Origin of the sequence: Proteus hauseri (assembly GCF_040139125.1) — a bacterium.
Classification (GTDB): domain Bacteria; phylum Pseudomonadota; class Gammaproteobacteria; order Enterobacterales; family Enterobacteriaceae; genus Proteus; species Proteus hauseri_B.
The window spans coordinates 182057-202297 of record NZ_JBEEUB010000003.1; the positions used below are offsets into that span (position 1 = coordinate 182057).

The window sequence follows — 20241 nt, forward strand, 5'->3', positions numbered from 1 at the left end:
CGATATATAAACGATTATATATCGATTATTGTTTTTGTCAAAATTTAAAAATAATAAATAGTATATTTAAAATACACTTTAGAAAAATAGATTAATCGCATAAACAAATGAAATACAAAGAACAAAAAATTATTGTTATACAAGGTGTTTTTGCATCTCCTTGCTATAGCCCTGTATTAATAACACCTGTAGAAGAAAATAATTATCATTTAATTTTGTCTATTTTTGTTAATTAATTCTATTACGTTTATTAACTTCTTTTTCTCTTATATTTATTATTTACAACTAACCCATCACTTATCAATTAATAAATTGGGGACGCCATCAAATATTTATTTAACTGCTTGTATATAATATTTAGCTATAAGAAGAAACTGGAGGTTATATGAGTATTAGTCGTCGTTCTTTCATTAAGGGGATGGGGATAGGATGTGTGGGTTGTACCGTAAGCAGTTTGCCACCGGGTGCACTTGCATTTAATCCTATAGATTCTCTTAAGGGTCAATCAAAATTGACTCCTAGTCTATGTGAAATGTGTTCTTATCGTTGTCCGATAGAAGCACAAGTTGTTAACAACAAGACTGTCTTTATTCAAGGAAACCGAAACGCAGAGCATCAAAGTAGCCGTGTTTGTGCAAGGGGCGGTAGTGGCGTCAGCCTAGTTAACGATCCTAATCGTATTGTCAAACCAATGAAACGCAAAGGTCCAAGAGGCGCTGGCGAATGGGAAGTAATTAGTTGGGAACAAGCATATAAAGAAATCGCCGAAAAGATGAATGCCATAAAACAGACTTATGGTGCAGAGACAATCTCTTTTTCATCTAAATCAGGTTCACTCTCTTCTCATCTTTTTCATCTTGCTGCGGCGTTTGGTTCGCCAAATACTTTTACACACGCAACAACATGTCCAGCAGGTAAAGCCATTGCTGCATCCGTAATGATGGGTGGCGATCTTTCAATGGATTTAGCAAATTCAAAATATATTCTTTCTTTTGGTCATAACCTTTATGAAGGTATTGAAGTTGCAGAAACTCATGAATTAATGACAGCGCAAGAACGTGGTGCAAAATTAGTGAGTTTTGATCCACGTTTATCTGTCGTTTCAAGTAAAGCAGATGAATGGTTTGCAATTCGTCCTGGTGGTGATTTACCTGTTCTTATGGCTATGTGCCATGTATTAGTTAAAGAAAATCTCTACGATAAAGATTTTATTGAGAAATTTACCGTTGGTTTTGCTCAATTAGAAGAAGTATTACAAGACACAACACCAGAATGGGCACAAGCGCACTCTGATGTTCCAGCACAAGATATTATTCGTATTGCTCGTGAAATAGCAGCTAAAGCACCTCACGCATTAATTATGCCGGGTCACCGCGCAACCTTTAATAAAGAAGAAATTAATATGCGCAGAATGATCTTCACCTTCAATGCCTTACTTGGCAATATTGAACGTGAAGGTGGAATGTATCAGAAAAAAGCTGCTGCAAAATATAATAAATTAGCCGGCATTAATGTCGCACCTGAATTAGCTAAACCAAGTGTTAAAGGGATGCCTGAAATTACGGCAAAACGTATCGATGCGACTGCACCACAATTTAAATACATTAGTAAAGGTGGTGGTGTTGTTCAGGCAATTATCGATTCAACCTTAAATGGCGTACCTTACCAAACAAGAGCATGGATAATGTCGCGTCATAATCCATTCCAAACGGTTAGTTGCCGTCCTGAATTAGAAAAAACAGCACAAAAACTCGATTTAATTGTCAGCTGTGATGTTTATTTAAGTGAAAGTGCGGCTTATGCTGACTATTTATTACCAGAAACAACTTATTTAGAACGTGATGAAGAGATTTCTGATGTTTCTGGTTTAAACCCTGCTTACGCATTACGCCAACAAGTTGTTGAGCCAATTGGTGATACTAAACCAAGTTGGTTAATTTGGATGGAATTAGGTAAAAAATTAGGATTAGAAGCTTATTTCCCTTGGGAAAACATGGGTGTACGTCAGCTTTATCAGGTTAATGGTGATGAAAATCTGTATAAAGAGATCCATAATAAAGGCTATTTATCTTATGGTATTCCACTGTTATTACGTGAACCTTCTTATGTGAAAACTTTTGTTGAAACATATCCAGACGCTATTAAACACGTTGATAGTAACAACATGATGGAAAAATCACTCTCATTCAAATCACCAAGTGGTTTAATTGAAATTTATTCTGAAGAGCTAGAAAGCCGTTTAGAAAATTATGGTATTCCTCGTTTTCATGACTTCCCATTAAAAGAAAAAGACGAACTCTACTTTATTCAAGGAAAAGTTGCTGTCCATACTAATGGTGCAACGCAATATGTTCCGCTATTAGCCGAATTGATGTGGGAAAACCCAGTTTGGTTACACCCTGAAACAGCAAAAAGCCACGGTATCAACCATGGCGATGAAATTATTTTAGAAAATAGCATAGGTAAAGAAAAGGCTCACGCCTTACTCACTGAAGGTATTCGCCCTGACACCGTATTTGTTTATATGGGTTCAGGTGCAAAAGCAGGAGCACAAACAGCCGCGACTACCACGGGCGTTCACTGCGGCAACTTATTACCTCATGAAATTAGCCCTGTATCAGGTACTGATGTTCACACATCAGGTGTCAGAATTAGTCGGGCTTAAGGAAGAAATTACCTATGAATAGCAATAATAAACAATATGTTATGTTACATGATGAAAAACGCTGCATTGGATGCCAAGCGTGTACCGTCGCATGTAAAGTCATCAATGATATTCCTGAAGGATTTAGTCGTTTACAGGTTCAGATCCAAGGACCCAATAATGACGCCGCAGGAAATCCTCATTATCAATTTTTCCGTATCTCTTGTCAGCATTGTGAAGATGCACCTTGTGTTTCAGTTTGTCCTACAGGTGCCTCTTTTATTGATGAAAATGGCATTGTGCAAGTCAAAGAAGAGCTCTGTATTGGCTGTGATTATTGTGTTGGTGCTTGCCCTTACCATGTTCGTTATATCAACCCAATGACGCATATCGCTGATAAATGTAATTTCTGTTCTGATACCCGATTGGCAGAAGGTGAATTACCAGCTTGTGTTTCAGTATGTCCAACAGATGCGCTTGCTTTTGGTCGCGCTGACTCACCTGAAATTCAAGCTTGGATCAAACAAAAATCTGTTTATCAGTACCAATTAGACAATGTCGGAAAACCAAGTTTATTCCGTCGTAAAGAAATTCATCAGGGAGATAAAGCATGACAAGTATCTGGGGAGCAGAGCTCCATTATACGCCAGATTATTGGCCTGTCTGGTTAATGGCTGCCGGTCTATTAATTGTTGCAATGATAGCAGTGCTAGTACTTCATGGTTTTCTTCGTTATGCACTTGCACCAAAACATTCTGGTCATTATGAAGAAGAGCGTGTTTATCTTTATTCTAAAGCAATTCGCTTTTGGCACTGGGGTAATGCTTTACTGTTTATCCTATTACTAGTCAGTGGATTTTTAGGTCACTTCACCATTGGTAATGTCACATCAATGGTGCTGTTACATAAAATATGTGGCTTTATTCTTATCGCATTTTGGATTGGATTTATCATCATTAACCTAACAACCAATAATGGTGTTCATTACAAAATCAGATTTAGTGGTTTAATTGGCAGATGCATTAAGCAGGCACGTTTTTATCTGTATGGCATTATGAAAGGCGAACCACATCCTTTTGCGGCAACAACAACAGATAAATTTAACCCACTGCAACAACTGGCTTATTTAGGTGTGATGTTTGGATTAGTGCCTTTATTGCTTATCACTGGATTGCTATGTCTCTATCCTGACCTGCTAGGTGAAGGTTATTGGATGCTAAAAGCTCACTTAGTCTTAGCTATTGTGGCACTGATGTTTATTTGTGCTCACTTCTACCTATGTACTTTGGGTGATACTTTTACTCAAACATTCCACAGCATGGTTGATGGTCATCACCGTCACCAAAAACATGATGACCATGCCGCTAATAGCGAAAAAGCAGAGCATTAATTTCTGATTTTTCACTACAAATCAGCTTCACTTTTCTCCAAATGCCCGTTTAAACGGGCATTTTTTTGATCTCCATTCAGAAATAATTTCATAATTTTATTATTCGCATATATATCATTTAATTTACATGTTATTGGGTGTATAGTCGGCACCCATCTCGTTATATACATTCCTATACAATGAAACACATTGCCTTACATTTGCGATGCGCATCGTTGTATAAATTTTTCGATAACGATGGATTTATATAATTAAAAAATAAATATTTGGAGTTTATAGTGAAGAAATTTATCATTTCGACAATAGCTTGTGCTGTTGCACAAACATTAGCAATTTCAGGGAGTATTGCAGCCGATGACGCTGAGAAAATCGTTGTTATTGCACAACCTATTAACAACGGCGAGGCAGGCGCTGGCTTTGTTACTCGTGAAGTGGAAATGGGTCCATTAGGCAATAAAGCGTGGTTAGATACCCCTTATACAACTAATACGTTCACTCAATCTATGATTGAAAATCAGCAAGTCACCAGCGTTGCTGATATTCTAAAATATAACGCATCATCACAAATGCAAGCTCGTGGTGGCATGGATGTCGGTCGTCCTCAAAATCGAGGTATGCAAGGTAATGTTGTTGCTAATTCTCGTTTAGATGGCGTGAATATTATTTCAACTACCGCGTTCCCTATCGAAATGCTTGAACGTGTTGATATTATCAATGGATTAACCGGATCACTCTATGGACCAGCGAGTCCAAGTGGGCAATTTAATTTTACTCAAAAACGCCCTACTTTAAAGCCACTGACTTCGCTTAATGCCGCTTATATTAATGATGGGCAATTTAAAGGGCATCTTGATCTTGGTGGATTTGTTGATGAGAACAATACCTTTGGTTATCGTATCAATTTACTGCATGACGAAGGCAAAGGTTACGTTGCTGGCAGTAAAACACGTCGCCAATTAATCAGCACTGCATTTGATTGGAATATCTCATCTGATACCGTATTAGAAGTCAATTTTAGCGACTATTGGTTTAAGAAAATGGGCTATCCTGGCGCATTCTCTTATGGTCCTAAAGTCACCACATTACCTGATGCACCGAATCCAACAAAAGCAGGTTATGGTCAAGCTTTTTCGGGTGTTGATCTACATACCCGAACCGTTAGCAGCCGTTTAAAACATGACATTAACCAAGATTGGCAAATCAGTGCTGCGGTAGGTTATCAAACAGCGGATCGCGGTTTTCGTTCTGTATCTAACCAATTAAGTAATGATGGTAAACAATTTACCCCAACTTTATCTGTACCTTCTACTTATGGTCGTTTTACTGTACTAAGCAACGCTATTAATTTAAATGGTCATGTGATGACGGGTGCAATTTCTCATGATTTAGTGATGGCAACCAGCGGCTATCGTTGGGATATCTATAGTGCTAATGGTGATGATCTTAAATTTACATTACCAACTCAAAATATCAATAATCCACATCGTTATGACGATCCATCAAATGAAGGTTTTTATACTGGAAGTGCTCGCACTAAAGGCAGTCGCTCACAAGTTCAAGCGATAACTCTTGGTGATACGGTTACTTTTAATCCTCAATGGTCAGTAATGGGATCGCTAAGTCAAAACTGGATCAAAGAAACCTCTTACCGTAATGGCGGTTCAAATCATACTGAAAATGGTTTAAGCCCTGCGGTTGCTTTAATGTTTAAACCTATTCCTGAAGTAATGACGTATGTCTCTTATGCAGACTCTTTAGAAGAAGGTGATTCTGCACCAAATACGGCAAAGAATCGTGATGAAGTGTTAAAACCTTATCGTAGTGAGCAATGGGAAATGGGGATGAAATCACAAGTTGGGGCACTCAATTTAAATGCGGCTATTTTCCAATTAGAACGCCCGTTTGCTTATGTGGGTGAAGACAACATCTTTAAAGAACAAGGTAAACAACGTAATCGTGGATTAGAACTCATGGCGAATGGACAAGTCACCGATGAGTTTTTTGTTTTCAGCAGTATGACATGGTTAAACCCAACATTAACAAGCACTGGAAATACAAAAACAGAGAATAAAGATGTTGTGGGTGTACCAAAATACCAAGCCAATTTACTCGCTGAATATCACTATCCAACATTACCTAATGTTATCTATAGCGCAAACCTTCATTACACAGGAAAACGTGCAGCTAATACGACCAACACGATGTGGGCAAAAGCATATACCACGGTTGATCTTGGCGCTCGTTACCAAACTCAGTATTGGGATAAAAAGACCACTTTTCGTCTTAATTTAGATAATGTCACAAACGAACATTACTGGGCTTCTATTTTCTCTGGTAACCAAAATGGGGCTATCGGTGGCGCTAATGCTTTCTTAGGTACACCTCGCCAAATTTCAGCTTCTGTTAGTATCGAACTTTAAGGAGTTATTAACATGTATAACGGGTTATTAAAAACCCTGTGCTCATGTTTACTGGGGGCTTTCGCCCTCAGTATCTCTTTTATAGCACAGGCTGATAGAACAATTTATTTTTATCAGAATGAATCAGTCACGGTTCCTGATGAACCAGAAAAAGTAGCAACAAGTTGGAATGCGCATAATGCTATTTTAGCTATGTTAGGCGCTGGCGATAAAATCGTCTCTACCACAGATTTAGTCAAAACCATTCCTTTTTTTACAGAGATAGTGCCTGCCATCAAAACCGCATCAATCTCAAGTAAAGGTAATAACGATACGCTAAATATTGAAACACTGATTGTTAGTCAACCTGAGATATTTTTTGCTACAGGTAAACTATCAGACTCACAATCTATCGCGTTAGAAAATGCAGGCATTGCTGTAGTAACCCTAAAATCTGGCTCTATGGATGCTCTATTAGAAAGAACGCTTATAACAGGGGAAATTTTAGGTAATAAGAGTCATCTACAGGCGCAAGATTATCTTAGTTACTTTGAACGAAACAAAACATTAGTTAGCAATGCCGTAAGTGATATTGCAAAGAGAGCACCAATGAAGGTCTATCATGCCTTTGGCGCGCCGTTAAGAACCTCTGGTTCGCCTTCCCTTAACCATGATTGGATAACCCTTGCTGGTGGTGTTAACGTTGCAGAGCATTGGTTTGATAATGTTCCTAGTCGAGCGGGTGAAGTCGCTTTAGAGCAAATTATCCATGCAGATCCAGACGTCATTGTTACTATGTATGCAAAAGATGCTGAGGCAATAAGAAATGACCCTCAGTGGCAATCTATAACCGCAGTACGTGAAGGACGAGTTTACACAAATCCTAAAGGATTGTTTTGGTGGTGTCGCGAAACAACAGAAGAAGCTTTACAATTCGTTTGGTTGGCAACATTGCTCTACCCTGAGCACACTCAGCAGATTGATATTACAAACGAGACAAAACAGTTCTACCAAACTTTTTTTAATATAAAACTAAATGATGAACAACTCCGTTTTATCCTTACACCGCCTAATGATTAGCACTACCATTTCAAATTAGTGCTACTCCCCCAAATCAGTGCTACGCGGTTTAATATTTTTGTCACCTTTTCATCCGTTCGATGATTAGGTGATAAATCAAGATTTCAATTTAAACTTAAATTTCACCTATTAGCCAAAAATTGATGCAACACCATGTTTACCAAAATAGATGTTTTTTCACTTACGTATAAATAAGTGTGCATTTTTTGTCTTTATCAATACAACGGGTTTTATTTATAACGATAGTCACATTTGAAATGTTATCAATAAATAAGCGTTCTTATGTGATATAGGTAATTATGCTAGGTAAGTAATAATGGATAGCAGAAGTGTCATCTTGTTTTTTTGTACATAGTTACTAATACCAGTAGGTTATTTCTTTTTGGTTTAATAACGTCAATGTACTCGAATAAAATAACTTCATTATTTATTAATATTTAAAAATGAGACTCTACAAAAACGTAAAATGCCCTATAAGGGCATTTATTTCATTTAGAGGCTATCATTTATATTTAATAAGATAATTCTTATTAATAAATAATCAGATTAAACTTTCAATATAAGAATTGTCTTACTCGTTCTAATTATTTTTAAATGATTTAACTTTCTAAGTTAAGAATATTCTTAGAATATAGAAAGTGCTTTGCTATCAAAGTGGGATGGAATATGTTGTTCATTACGTTCAGTTTCTTGAACCATACCACCCATAACTTCTTCAAAGAAGCCACCAATATTAACACCTAATACTTCAAGCACTCTTACTAGGCAATCAATATCTATACGGTTAACACCACGCTCATAACGAAATAATTGTTGTTCACTAATATCAATCTCTTTTGCTAACTGAAATACAGTATAACCTTGAGATTTTCTTAATGACTTTATTTTTTGTCCAACAGCATAAGCAACTGGATACTTGCTACTCATAATATTTCTCGCTTTTCACTTTGATTGATATCTAAATTTATAATGATGTGCATTTTTACAATAAAATATAAAATCATATATTATCGAATGCACTTTTTTGTTTTAATGAAATATAATTTTTAGTAGATAAGAAATATTACAATTCATAACATGACTTATCATATGTAAATAATATACTACGCATTTAAACACTTTCAACTAGTCATAAAAAGACAATTCAAAGTTGTCAATTCGCAGGTGATAGTTAAAAACACCTAGGATAGGTAATTTAATGCTTAAATTTCATTTAGTTAAAATAATTACCTTATAAAAAATCTCTTTTTTTCCCTTAAACTTTACTCATAAGTTAGAGCAAAACGCTAAATAAGAGATTATTTACAGAATAAAAATTCATATAGGATAAAAATAAGTCAAGTTATGTCAGTTTAATTTATTTAAAATAATAAATTAACCTCTCAAATGGCATGTTTTTATTCTTTTTTAGAAAAGAATATAAGAAATCTCAATATATTTAATGTATATTAAAAAATGAATAAAAATATACTTATAAAACAATAAATTACATTAATTTCATAATTAACCAAGATCGAAATCACTCTTTAAACATTTGTTAATTAATTTATATAAGCATAAACCCTTAGATCTTCGAGTAAATAGTTTTTAAAATGAATAATAATTATCATTTCTGAATAATTAGTAATTAGTTCTACACTAATTAAATTTTAAATTTATATTATTTAATTCGCTTACTGCATTTTATATAAAATAAAAAAACATTATCAGATAATAACTAAGACTTTGTTATTGAAAAAACATAACCATTTTAATCATATAGTTATTAGTATTTTTGTAAGCAGAATTGATATTTATCTCAATCATACCTCTTGTTGATACTTGCCTTTCCTTTTCACTCACAGACGAACAATAAGAAAAATCTTACGTCATTAATTATCGCAACTAAAGAGAAATGAATGAAATATTAGTCTATTAATGGTGTTATTGACCATGTTCTAATTTTGTTAAAAAAATAGGAGTTACACTTATTTTAATCCTAAGTAAATATACTCATTCAATATAGGAGTTATTCTTACCCTTAGATAAACATTAATATTTTTATATAATTTATATTCCTGCCATATACGCAATTTCCTCTAAATATAGGTAAAAATGAAATTTACCACTTAAAGACAAATCAGTAATTGATAGAAAAAGACGTTTTTGCTTTGTATCATTTATTTTAAAGACCATTATTATATAAATATTGATAAATATCAAACTAATGAAATAATGCAATTAAAATCAATGTATTATGGCGGATTAATATATGAATTGACCTTATCTAAGTTAAGAGAAAAACAAAAATATACAATTAAATTTAATCATTACTGCAAAAGAAAGAGGAGAAAAATTTGAATAATATCAATCAGAACACCAATTTATATCCTTCATTTTGTTATCCAGTTTCTTAATGGAAAATAATGAACTTTCAAACCAATGAATTAGACCAAAATGTTGAAAATCGCTCATTTTATAAAAAATTCATCTTACAATAAGCGTTTACGAGACTCAGCATAAGATGATTAAAGTGCTTTAACCTTTTTTGAATAACTCAATGTGTAATTAATTAGAATAAAAAAGCTTTTTAGTACAAAAACAAGAATTTTTTCAACCAAATATTAGATCAAATTTTAAATAACACCTGCTTTTAACCATCATTAAATGAGCAAAACTCACTAAAAAGCATTTGTTTATTATTGATAAAGCAGTATGCAAGAGAGATAAAACGAGAAACCCAACCATTTTTGTAACCAAATATTACGAACAAAAACAACTAGCCCCTAAAAATAATAGAAAAACTGTGCGTTATTACTGTGGAAACGTTATTTATAATGGGATTACTCGTGGATCTTAATGATTGATGTGGTATGAAATAAGCACCTTTTTCACGCAATGCTTTAACCTAGCCATATATAGCTATACCGAGCACTTAAGTAGCACAGCAGAGGATATATATCATTTAGGCATAGAAATGATAATGCTAGAAAATATTTTTACAGTAAAAGCAATAAGCGCCATGATAGCATAGGACTAGAACAACAAATTTTAGATAGCGTTTTGATTACAGCAAAAGGTATTAAGAGATGAGGCTTAAAGGATGTTTTGATCGAAATGAGATGAAGAGATGAAGTGCAGATATGGTGGGCGGTATTGGGCTCGAACCAACGACCTCCTCCTTGTAAGGGAGATGCTCTACCAACTGAGCTAACCGCCCGCTTTGATTATTAAATGGTGGGTCGTGGGCGATTCGAACGCCCGACCAATTGATTAAAAGTCAACTGCTCTACCGACTGAGCTAACGACCCATTTAATAATTTTGCGTAATGCTTTAAAGTAGTTTTGTGAATGGTGGGTCGTGGGCGATTCGAACGCCCGACCAATTGATTAAAAGTCAACTGCTCTACCGACTGAGCTAACGACCCGTCACAATGTTCACTACTTTATATTGTATTTTTAGGAATGGTGGGTCGTGGGCGATTCGAACGCCCGACCAATTGATTAAAAGTCAACTGCTCTACCGACTGAGCTAACGACCCATACCTAAATGTGGATTTTGTGCAAAATAACCGGATGAAGTGGTGGGCGGTATTGGGCTCGAACCAACGACCTCCTCCTTGTAAGGGAGATGCTCTACCAACTGAGCTAACCGCCCACTTCATGATGACTAAATTCTCACTACCACGCTTTAATGTAATTGGTGGGCGGTATTGGGCTCGAACCAACGACCTCCTCCTTGTAAGGGAGATGCTCTACCAACTGAGCTAACCGCCCAATTACACTAAACATACAACTTATCACGACAGAAATAATGGTGGGCGGTATTGGGCTCGAACCAACGACCTCCTCCTTGTAAGGGAGATGCTCTACCAACTGAGCTAACCGCCCGTCGTGATGGGGTGCATTATAGGGATACTGTGCTATGAGTCAACGATTTTTATCGGATTTTTATCGTAAAAACGTTCGTTCGTTTTATTTTTAGTCAAGATGTGTTTTTTAGCACCATACTTACACATTGATTGACCAAAATAATCCGCTTAAAGACACTCGTCAAACAAAAAGATGGCTATTTTAAATTTTTATTCTTGTTAAAAGCTTAATGTCATTGAGGAATTAGCATCCAGTGATAAAATAAGCCAACAATTTTGTTTTTTTGATAATCACGATTACTTATCTATATAAGTAAGACGTACTAAGGCAATCCCAATGAGTAAAATAAAAACCCGTTTTGCACCAAGTCCTACTGGCTATCTACATGTTGGTGGTGCGCGTACCGCACTTTATTCCTGGTTATATAGCCGTCATAATAAGGGCGAGTTTGTACTGCGTATTGAAGACACCGATTTAGAACGTTCTACTCAGCCAGCCATTGATGCAATTATGGATGGCATGAATTGGTTGAACCTAAATTGGGATGAAGGTCCTTACTATCAAACCAAACGCTTTGATCGCTATAATCAAGTTATTGATCAAATGTTAGAAGCGGGTACGGCATATCGTTGCTACTGTTCTAAAGAACGTTTAGAACAACTGCGTGAAGACCAAATGGCGAAAGGTGAAAAACCGCGTTACGATGGTCGTTGTCGTCATAGTGATCATGTTCACATTGAGGGCGAACCTCATGTTGTTCGTTTCTTAAATCCACAAGAAGGTTCTGTCATTTTTGATGATAAAATTCGTGGACCAATTGAATTTAGTAACCAAGAACTTGATGACCTTATCATTCGTCGTACTGATGGCGCGCCAACTTATAACTTCTGCGTTGTTATTGATGACTGGGATATGGAAATCACTCATGTTATTCGTGGTGAAGACCATATCAACAACACACCTCGCCAAATCAATATCCTAAAAGCATTAGGTGCACCAGTACCTGAATATGCTCACGTATCAATGATCCTCGGTGATGACGGTAAAAAGCTATCTAAACGCTATAATGCGGTTAGTGTAATGCAATACCGTGATGATGGTTATTTACCAGAAGCATTATTAAACTACTTAGTTCGTTTAGGTTGGTCTCATGGTGACCAAGAGATCTTTACCATTGATGAAATGGTTGAAGCTTTCACCTTAGAAGCGATTAGTAAATCAGCCAGTGCATTTAATACTGATAAACTACTTTGGTTAAACCATCACTATATTAATACATTGCCAGCAGAAAAAGTTGCCGTCTATTTAGATTGGCATATCAAACAACAAAATATTGATACCAGTAATGGTCCATCACTCGTTGAGTTAATTAAATTACTTGGCGAACGTTGCAAAACCTTAAAAGAGATGGCTGAGAGCTGCCATTACTTCTATGTCGATTTCGAAACCTTTGAAGAAGCAGCAGCTAAAAAACATCTACGCCCAGTAGCTCGTCAAGCATTAGAAGTTGTACGTGATAAGTTAGCTGAAATCACAGATTGGACAGCTGAAAACGTACATCAAGCAATTCAAAACACTGCTGATGAATTAGAAATCGGTATGGGTAAAGTAGGTATGCCACTACGTGTTGCAGTAACAGGTGCAGGTCAATCTCCTGGCTTAGATGTCACTGTTCACGCTATTGGTAAAACACGAAGCATTGAACGTATTAATAAAGCGTTAGGTTTTATTTCTGAGCGAGAAAACCAAGCTTAATACTTACGCTTTTTTTACTGATTAATGAAGATACATTCCTTGTTTTAGTGATGTATCTTTTTTTTGTACTCTTTTTCAGCAATCGGTAAATAATGTGAGATTAACTGATTGACAGTATTGTGCTTGTTGCCTATTATCAAGCCCGTTCCAGTATGTTGGGGCTATAGCTCAGTTGGGAGAGCGCTTGCATGGCATGCAAGAGGTCAACGGTTCGATCCCGTTTAGCTCCACCAATATACTTGTAGAACATACCACTTATGTGGGGTTATAGCTCAGTTGGGAGAGCGCTTGCATGGCATGCAAGAGGTCAACGGTTCGATCCCGTTTAGCTCCACCAAAATTTAAAGACCCTGAAGAGAAATCTTCGGGGTTTTTCTTTATTTATTTCTCACAAATTTTTGAATTTTTTAATAGTCTAAATTTACTGTATGCCTTTATAAACCTACCGGCACGTTTCTACAAAAATACAGAGTAATGGTATTAACAGCTCTGCTTTAATGGCTTTAGAAGCTCTTCTAAGCCATCAATTTTAATTGCTAGAGTCATCTCCATAAGTTGCCCTAGTTTACCTTCTGGAAACGCTCCTTTCTTAGCAAACCACAATAAATACTCTTCTGGTAGATCAACTAACATGCGTCCTTTATATTTGCCAAATGGCATCTGCGTATTAGCTATATCAATTAGGTGCTGTTTTTCTAACATCGTCTGTTTTCACTTTTTTCCATAAGCATAGATTCGATTATAAGGTAATTTTACAATAAAAAAAGCAGCCCCTAAGCGCTGCTTTTATTTTTTGTTACTTGCTTTACAAGTTACGCGATTTACATTGTTATTTAATTCACATGCTATTTATCTAATTTAGATTCTAATTAAACAAACAGACCTGCGATAGCTGCTGATAAGAAGCTAACTAATGTTGAACCGAACAGTAATTTCAGACCAAAGCGAGAAACGACGTTACCTTGCATTTCGTTCAAGCCTTTAATCGCACCTGCAACAATCCCAATAGAAGAGAAGTTAGCAAATGAAACTAAGAATACAGACAGAATACCTACAGAGCGTGGTGTTAATTGAGCAGCAACATCTTGTAAGCTACCCATTGCAACGAATTCGTTAGAAACTAATTTAGTTGCCATGATACTACCAACACGCAGAGCATCTTGCTCAGGTACACCAATAACCCATGCTAATGGATAGAAAACGTAACCTAAACAATCTTGGAAGCTGATACCAAAAATCATGCTGAAGATGGCGTTAACTGCCGCGATTAACGCGATAAAACCAATCAACATAGCAGCCACGATTAGTGCTACTTTGAAACCTGCTAAGATGTATTCACCTAACATTTCAAAGAAGCTTTGACCTTCATGTAGGTTACCCATTTGAATTTCTTCTTCATTCTCTACTGAATATGGGTTAATTACAGAAAGTACGATAAATGTACTGAACATATTCAGTACTAGAGCAGCAACAACATATTTTGGATCTAACATTGTCATGTATGCACCAACAATCGACATTGATACAGTCGACATTGCAGTTGCAGCCATGGTGTACATACGACGTTGAGACATTTTGCCCAATACATCTTTATAGGCAATAAAGTTCTCTGATTGACCAAGAACTAATGAACTCACGGCGTTGAAAGATTCTAATTTTCCCATACCGTTCACTTTGGACAGCACAGTACCGATAATGCGGATCACGAAAGGTAATACTTTGATATGTTGAAGAATACCAATCAATGCAGAAATAAAGATAATTGGACATAAAACATTCAAGAAGAAGAATGCTAAACCACCTTTCATCATGCCACCGAATACGAATTCAGTACCTTGTGCGGCATAACCTAGTAAGTGATCAAATAATCCAGCGAATCCACGAACAAAGCCTTCACCAACATCAGAGTTGAGGAAGAACCATGCTAATGCTAATTCGATTACTAATAACTGCACGATATAACGCACACGGATCCCTTTGCGGTTGTTACTCGCAATGAATGCTAATGCGCCGATAACGGCAAGTGCTAAAACGAAGTGAATGATAGAGGACATGCATGCTCCAAAAATAAAAACAAATCTTGAGGAGCATTTTATGTAACGCGTAACATTAGGATGTGACTATTGTCACAATATCATGAAACCACATACACACTATTTATTAAATAAGATAGGTTGATCACACTTTATAGGTATTTGAAGATTTGTGAATTGTAAATTTAGCTTAAGTAAGAAGTGTTACTGAGAGTCTTTCTCAGTAACACTGCGTAGATACTAGTGCGGTTATTTCGATAGATCAAGTAATCTTATCATTTCGTCTTCATCAATTACGGCAATACCTAACTCGTTAGCTTTCACTAATTTAGAGCCCGCCGCTTCCCCTGCAATCACCATATCCGTCTTTTTAGAAACACTGCCGCTGACTTTTGCGCCTAGTGCAACAAGTCTGTCTTTCGCTTCATCACGAGTTAATTGTGAAAGTGATCCGGTTAGTACCACTGTTTTACCAGCAAAAGGATTATCACCGGTTTCATGAGTCACAATAACAGGCGCCGCCCATGTTATTCCTGCGTCATTAATTAATTGATCAATAACTGTTTTGTTGTGTTCTTCTTGGAAAAAATTCACAACATGTTTGGCAACAATATCACCGACATCAGGCACTGTTTTTAAAGCTTCAATATCTGCATGACGAAGTGCGTCGAGTGTCAAAAAATGTGTTGTTAAACTACTTGCCGTCGCTTCTCCCACTTCTCGAATACCGAGTGCATAGATAAAACGCGCAAACGTAGTGGATTTTGCTTGTTCTAAAGCATTAATCAGTTTTGCTGCTGATTTCTCACCCATACGCTCTAAACCAGCTAAGATTTTTTCATCTAAACGGAATAGATCAGCAGGTGTTTGCACATACTCTTTTTCAACAAGTTGGTCGATGATTTTATCGCCCATGCCATCAACATCCATTGCACGACGTGACACAAAATGTTTTAGTGCTTCTTTACGTTGTGCACCACAAATCAAGCCACCAGTACAACGTGCAACAGCCTCACCTTCTATGCGTTCAACATCTGATTGACAAATTGGACATTGAGTAGGAAAAACAATTTCCTGAGCATCTTCAGGGCGTTTTTCTTCAATCACACTAACAACTTGTGGAATAACATCACCTGCACGACGAATAACAACGGTATCGCCAATACGAAGCCCTAAGCGTTCAATTTCGTCCGCATTATGGAGCGTAGCATTACTGACAATTACACCAGCAACTTGTACAGGTTCTAGGCGAGCAACAGGCGTTATAGCGCCAGTACGACCAACTTGGAATTCGACATCTTTTATGACAGTTATTTGTTCTTGAGCTTGAAATTTATAAGCTATCGCCCAACGTGGTGCTCTTGATACAAAACCTAACTCTTCCTGCAAGGCAATATCATCAACCTTAATAACAACACCATCGATATCAAAACCGAGGTTAGGACGAATTTCTTCAACGTGCTGGTAAAATGCTAAAACAGCCTTGCTACCCGTGCAGAGTTTTACGGCATCACTAACGGGTAATCCCCATTTTTTAAACTGCTGTAAACGCGCATAATGGCTTGCAGGTAAATCACCACCATCAAGCACACCAACACCATAACAGAAGAAAGTAAGAGGTCGTTTTGCTGTAATTCTAGGATCTAATTGACGCAATGAACCTGCTGCGGCATTACGAGGATTAGCAAATACTTTGCCGCCAGTACGTCTTGCTTCTTCGTTTAAATGTTCGAAGCCCTTTTCTGTCATAAAGACTTCGCCACGAATTTCAATACGAACAGGAATATTATCGCCATATAATCGCAGAGGAATAGCCTTAATCGTTCTCACGTTTTCAGTGATATTTTCGCCAGTTGTGCCATCTCCCCTCGTTGCAGCTTGAACTAATACACCATTTTCATACAGCAAACTTACCGCTAAACCATCGAGTTTTAGCTCACAACAGAACGTGATTTCTTCACTATTTTTTAGACGATCACGTACACGTTTATCAAATGCCAAATAAGTTGTTTCATCGAAGGCATTGTCTAAAGAGAGCATCGGTATTTCATGTCTGACTTGTTCAAATGCCGTTAGAGGCAGCGCACCTACTCGTTGAGTTGGTGAATCAGGCGTAATTAATGAAGGGTGTTCAATTTCTAATGCTTTTAGCTCATTCATTAAGCGATCGTATTCAGCATCAGGAATTTCAGGCGCATCCATGACATGGTAGAGATATTCATGGTGACGTAAGGTAGCGCGAAGTTTATCAATACGTTGTTGGATATTTTTATTCATGAGTTATATCACCAAAGAAGAAAAACCCCCGCAAGCGGGGGCTTTTTTTGCAAACAAAAGTTACTGATTTAAATCTAGTGTCCTACGTATTCTAGACTTATAAAGCTCGATTTTTTGTGGTGTAAGTAGCTTGCGCTCATCATCGAGCACAACACCACCCACATCAGAAGCAATCCGCTGAGCGGCTTGCAACATCAATTTGAAGTTTTGGTTAGCATCACCATAAGATGGCACCATCATAAACATTGATACACCCGGCGTGGTTAATTCCGCCATTGTCTCTATGTCGAATGTGCCTGGTTTAACCATATTCGCTAAACTAAATAAAACAGGACCATTACCTGATGGATTTAAATGGCGATGGAAAATATTCATAGCACCAAACTGGAACCCGGTTTGAATAATGCTTTGCATAAGTACTTCGCCATCTAACACTTGCCCATGATGAGCACTCACATTTAGCACCAAGACCAACTCTTTTTCAGCCGGAGGATGTGCAGCGGCTCTGTTTTCAGCCTCAGACTCTTCAGGTTGATTGTCAACATAAGCGCTAGTCTCTGAATGAGTAATATCAGCATTCATTGCGTTATTTGATAATGAATTATCAGATTCAGCAATATGGCTGGCATGAGCTGCATGAGAAAAAAGTGCTTTCTCTTCAACATTAACTGTTGCTGCTTCTCTTGACTCATCCTTAACAACAGTAACATTTTCTTTTTCAATAACATCAAAAACACCAAGATTAGGTTCTTGTTGTGATGATGTATCGTTAGAATGCCCATGTGTTGGGGATCCAGACAATAGTGGATCTTTACCGACATCTGAAATTTCAGGTTCGAATATACTCTCCGCTTTTATCGGCGGTACATTCTCTTCTTTTTCAGAAGCTGATAAAGAGGATGTCTGATGGCTAGCCTCATATTGTGGCTCGTCATCGTTCTCATCTGACTGATAATTCTGTTTCTGACGTTTTACTGGGCGATTACGGAAAAGCTTGGAACGCTCTTTTCGACCAATCCATAAGCCGTGTAATAACAAAGCTATGATTAAAATCGCACCAACAACGATTAATATCAGACGCAAATTTTGCTGCATCATTTCTATCTCTGTTGTCTTGAGGTTTAATAGCCACGTTGGCAAATATTACTTTTTACTAAGAGTATTTGCCAATGCTTATAAGTGCAAGCCAATACTTAATTTTCTTGTCACAAAGACACACTCTTCAATCTCTTATGCGCGTTTTTTAGACAATTAGTGACTAGTAAGGCTGATTATCTCTCTATATGATACTAGCTTGCACTCATAGGAGAGAATAGGAAGTATGACAAATATGACAGAAACGACTAAAAATTTAAATGGATTTCACTATTTTGCTCTTGGTTGGCGTTTAATTACACGTCCAGGGCTAAAACGTTTTGTTATCTTACCTTTACTTGCCAATATTATTATTCTCGGTAGCGCTTTTTGGTGGTTGTATGGTCAAATTGGTGACATGGTCAACTGGATGATGGAAAAAGTGCCTGATTGGCTACAGTGGTTAAGCTATCTAATTTGGCCACTCTCCGTTATTTTTATTTTATTGGTCTTTACCTACTTTTTTAGCACCATAGCGAACATTATCGCTTCACCTTTTAATGGTTTATTGGCTGAAAAACTTGAAGGTCAAATAACGGGTATCACAGCACCGGATACCGGTATGATGGGTGTTATGAAAGATGTACCGCGTATTTTAAAACGAGAGTTAACCAAAATCGCGTATTATTTACCACGCGCTATTGTGTTGTTATTACTCTATTTTATTCCGGTGGTAGGTCAAACTGTCGCGCCTATTTTATGGCTGGTGTTTGGTGCTTGGATGATGGCTATTCAATATAACGATTTTCCATTTGATAATCACAAAATATCATTTGCTGCGATGAAATCATCTTTAAAAAATGATAAATGGAATAATCTACAATTTGGTTTTGTAATCAATATTTTTACCATGATACCTATTTTAAATTTAGTCATCATGCCTGTGGCTATTTGTGGAGCAACCGCGATGTGGGTTGATCGTTATCGCAATCAACATGTTGAGAAAGGTCAGTGGTAAATTTTTTAGACTTTAAACTTTTAGACCTTTAAATAGGGCTCCTTAATAGGAGCCCTATTTTCTTATTCGCCAGAATTAATAAGCGAATCGATATATTCCAATGTCTGTGATTTATCCATAGGTTCACGTTCATTGATCCCCATTTCAAAGATATTTAACACAGAATTTAGCTTCTCAATAAGCTCTTCATCATCATGAATACAGAAAATATAACCATTTTCAAGTGGCGTAAGATCAACTAATCGTAAGCCTTTCTCAGTTAAAAAGTGGTTGATGTGCTCCAAATAGGGTAGCTCATAAGGCAACATATAGGGATCAGCACTCACTTCAGCCCACTCTATATTTTCAACTTGCGATAAAATTAGTGCACTAGGTGATTCTGAAAGAGAGATCTGTTCTAAAGATTTTAATTCTGGTATTTCACCAAAGTATTCTGTCCATTCAACGTAATCCATTAATCCTTGAGCTGAAAGCGACTCATATAACCAATTTAGCACATCTTCTTGAGCATCTGATTCAGGTATATTTTCACGTAATGCTTGGGCGTCTAATTCAGGAACTGCCTGCTCTAGTACCGCAATTAACTCATCTATCGTTTCCATGGTTACCTCAGTGTTTATAATAAACAAATCAATCATTTTTCCTATTTATCAGAATAACATTCATCACAATAATTGATATGTGAAACTTCTCACTATGTATTGATTAGATTTTTTTGG

Annotated in this window: 13 protein-coding genes and 9 tRNA genes; 9 read left to right on the top strand and 13 right to left on the bottom strand. The window is 36.7% G+C overall.

The window, feature by feature from the left end; all coding sequences use genetic code 11:
- The first annotated feature begins 385 nt into the window (after positions 1–385).
- The 5 genes from phsA to ABN099_RS06745 all read left to right on the top strand — a co-directional run bounded on the left by phsA (position 386) and on the right by ABN099_RS06745 (position 7513).
- Positions 386–2665, top strand: a complete 2280-nt coding sequence (gene phsA, locus ABN099_RS06725; RefSeq protein ID WP_349462890.1) for a thiosulfate reductase PhsA — start codon at positions 386–388, stop codon at positions 2663–2665.
- A 14-nt stretch (positions 2666–2679) separates the two neighbouring features.
- Entirely contained in the window at positions 2680–3258 is a 579-nt protein-coding gene (locus ABN099_RS06730) for a 4Fe-4S dicluster domain-containing protein (RefSeq protein ID WP_349462891.1), read from the top strand.
- Positions 3255–4034, top strand: coding sequence for a thiosulfate reductase cytochrome B subunit (phsC, locus tag ABN099_RS06735; RefSeq protein WP_349462892.1), 780 nt, complete (start codon positions 3255–3257; stop codon positions 4032–4034). Before ABN099_RS06730 ends, phsC begins: the two co-directional genes overlap by 4 nt.
- Positions 4035–4312: 278 nt before the next feature.
- Positions 4313–6454, top strand: a complete 2142-nt coding sequence (locus tag ABN099_RS06740; RefSeq protein WP_349462893.1) for a TonB-dependent receptor — start codon at positions 4313–4315, stop codon at positions 6452–6454.
- 12 nt (positions 6455–6466) lie between these two features.
- Positions 6467–7513, top strand: coding sequence for an ABC transporter substrate-binding protein (locus ABN099_RS06745; protein WP_349462894.1), 1047 nt, complete (start codon positions 6467–6469; stop codon positions 7511–7513).
- Positions 7514–8137: 624 nt separating this feature from the next.
- On the opposite strand, the gene ABN099_RS06750 is transcribed toward ABN099_RS06745, so the two are convergent.
- From ABN099_RS06750 to ABN099_RS06785, 8 genes are all read right to left on the bottom strand, one after another.
- The gene (locus tag ABN099_RS06750) at positions 8138–8440 is read right to left on the bottom strand and encodes a helix-turn-helix domain-containing protein (protein ID WP_064720533.1); all 303 of its coding nucleotides are present in this window, start codon (positions 8438–8440) and stop codon (positions 8138–8140) included.
- A 2196-nt stretch (positions 8441–10636) separates the two neighbouring features.
- Positions 10637–10712, bottom strand: a tRNA-Val gene (locus ABN099_RS06755).
- Positions 10713–10727: 15 nt separating this feature from the next.
- Positions 10728–10803: transfer RNA gene (locus ABN099_RS06760), tRNA-Lys, on the bottom strand.
- Between the two features lie 41 nt (positions 10804–10844).
- Positions 10845–10920, bottom strand: a tRNA-Lys gene (locus ABN099_RS06765).
- A 38-nt stretch (positions 10921–10958) separates the two neighbouring features.
- A tRNA-Lys gene (locus ABN099_RS06770) sits at positions 10959–11034 on the bottom strand.
- Positions 11035–11074: 40 nt separating this feature from the next.
- Positions 11075–11150, bottom strand: a tRNA-Val gene (locus ABN099_RS06775).
- 43 nt (positions 11151–11193) lie between these two features.
- Positions 11194–11269, bottom strand: a tRNA-Val gene (locus ABN099_RS06780).
- A 38-nt stretch (positions 11270–11307) separates the two neighbouring features.
- Positions 11308–11383 (bottom strand) — tRNA-Val (locus tag ABN099_RS06785).
- A 318-nt stretch (positions 11384–11701) separates the two neighbouring features.
- Here ABN099_RS06785 and gltX point away from each other — a divergent pair.
- From gltX to ABN099_RS06800, 3 genes are all read left to right on the top strand, one after another.
- Positions 11702–13120, top strand: coding sequence for a glutamate--tRNA ligase (gltX, locus tag ABN099_RS06790; protein WP_349462895.1), 1419 nt, complete (start codon positions 11702–11704; stop codon positions 13118–13120).
- A 157-nt stretch (positions 13121–13277) separates the two neighbouring features.
- Positions 13278–13353, top strand: a tRNA-Ala gene (locus tag ABN099_RS06795).
- 28 nt (positions 13354–13381) lie between these two features.
- Positions 13382–13457: transfer RNA gene (locus tag ABN099_RS06800), tRNA-Ala, on the top strand.
- 143 nt (positions 13458–13600) lie between these two features.
- Here the strand turns inward: ABN099_RS06800 and ABN099_RS06805 are convergent.
- The 4 genes from ABN099_RS06805 to zipA all read right to left on the bottom strand — a co-directional run bounded on the left by ABN099_RS06805 (position 13601) and on the right by zipA (position 18528).
- Positions 13601–13822, bottom strand: coding sequence for a DUF3820 family protein (locus tag ABN099_RS06805; RefSeq protein ID WP_349462896.1), 222 nt, complete (start codon positions 13820–13822; stop codon positions 13601–13603).
- A 167-nt stretch (positions 13823–13989) separates the two neighbouring features.
- The gene (locus tag ABN099_RS06810; protein WP_349462897.1) at positions 13990–15174 is read right to left on the bottom strand and encodes a NupC/NupG family nucleoside CNT transporter; all 1185 of its coding nucleotides are present in this window, start codon (positions 15172–15174) and stop codon (positions 13990–13992) included.
- A 228-nt stretch (positions 15175–15402) separates the two neighbouring features.
- Positions 15403–17430, bottom strand: coding sequence for an NAD-dependent DNA ligase LigA (ligA, locus tag ABN099_RS06815; protein WP_349462898.1), 2028 nt, complete (start codon positions 17428–17430; stop codon positions 15403–15405).
- A gap of 60 nt (positions 17431–17490) precedes the next feature.
- Positions 17491–18528, bottom strand: a complete 1038-nt coding sequence (gene zipA, locus ABN099_RS06820; RefSeq protein ID WP_349462899.1) for a cell division protein ZipA — start codon at positions 18526–18528, stop codon at positions 17491–17493.
- A gap of 223 nt (positions 18529–18751) precedes the next feature.
- Here zipA and cysZ point away from each other — a divergent pair, with 223 nt between their 5' ends.
- The gene (gene cysZ / locus ABN099_RS06825; protein ID WP_349462900.1) at positions 18752–19522 is read left to right on the top strand and encodes a sulfate transporter CysZ; all 771 of its coding nucleotides are present in this window, start codon (positions 18752–18754) and stop codon (positions 19520–19522) included.
- 62 nt (positions 19523–19584) lie between these two features.
- Here cysZ and ABN099_RS06830 read toward each other — a convergent pair whose 3' ends face one another.
- Entirely contained in the window at positions 19585–20124 is a 540-nt protein-coding gene (locus ABN099_RS06830) for a hypothetical protein (RefSeq protein WP_349462901.1), read from the bottom strand.
- Between the last annotated feature and the right edge of the window lie 117 nt (positions 20125–20241).

Excerpts from the sequence above, each read along its gene's own strand:
- ABN099_RS06745 (WP_349462894.1), top strand. The coding sequence starts at position 6,467 with ATGTATAACGGGTTATTAAAAACCCTGTGCTCATGTTTACTGGGGGCT.
- ABN099_RS06750 (WP_064720533.1), bottom strand. The coding sequence starts at position 8,440 with ATGAGTAGCAAGTATCCAGTTGCTTATGCTGTTGGACAAAAAATAAAG.
- zipA (WP_349462899.1), bottom strand. The coding sequence starts at position 18,528 with ATGATGCAGCAAAATTTGCGTCTGATATTAATCGTTGTTGGTGCGATT.
- gltX (WP_349462895.1), top strand. The coding sequence starts at position 11,702 with ATGAGTAAAATAAAAACCCGTTTTGCACCAAGTCCTACTGGCTATCTA.
- phsA (WP_349462890.1), top strand. The coding sequence starts at position 386 with ATGAGTATTAGTCGTCGTTCTTTCATTAAGGGGATGGGGATAGGATGT.
- ligA (WP_349462898.1), bottom strand. The coding sequence starts at position 17,430 with ATGAATAAAAATATCCAACAACGTATTGATAAACTTCGCGCTACCTTA.
- ABN099_RS06810 (WP_349462897.1), bottom strand. The coding sequence starts at position 15,174 with ATGTCCTCTATCATTCACTTCGTTTTAGCACTTGCCGTTATCGGCGCA.
- phsC (WP_349462892.1), top strand. The coding sequence starts at position 3,255 with ATGACAAGTATCTGGGGAGCAGAGCTCCATTATACGCCAGATTATTGG.
- ABN099_RS06830 (WP_349462901.1), bottom strand. The coding sequence starts at position 20,124 with ATGGAAACGATAGATGAGTTAATTGCGGTACTAGAGCAGGCAGTTCCT.
- ABN099_RS06805 (WP_349462896.1), bottom strand. The coding sequence starts at position 13,822 with ATGTTAGAAAAACAGCACCTAATTGATATAGCTAATACGCAGATGCCA.
- cysZ (WP_349462900.1), top strand. The coding sequence starts at position 18,752 with ATGACAAATATGACAGAAACGACTAAAAATTTAAATGGATTTCACTAT.
- ABN099_RS06730 (WP_349462891.1), top strand. The coding sequence starts at position 2,680 with ATGAATAGCAATAATAAACAATATGTTATGTTACATGATGAAAAACGC.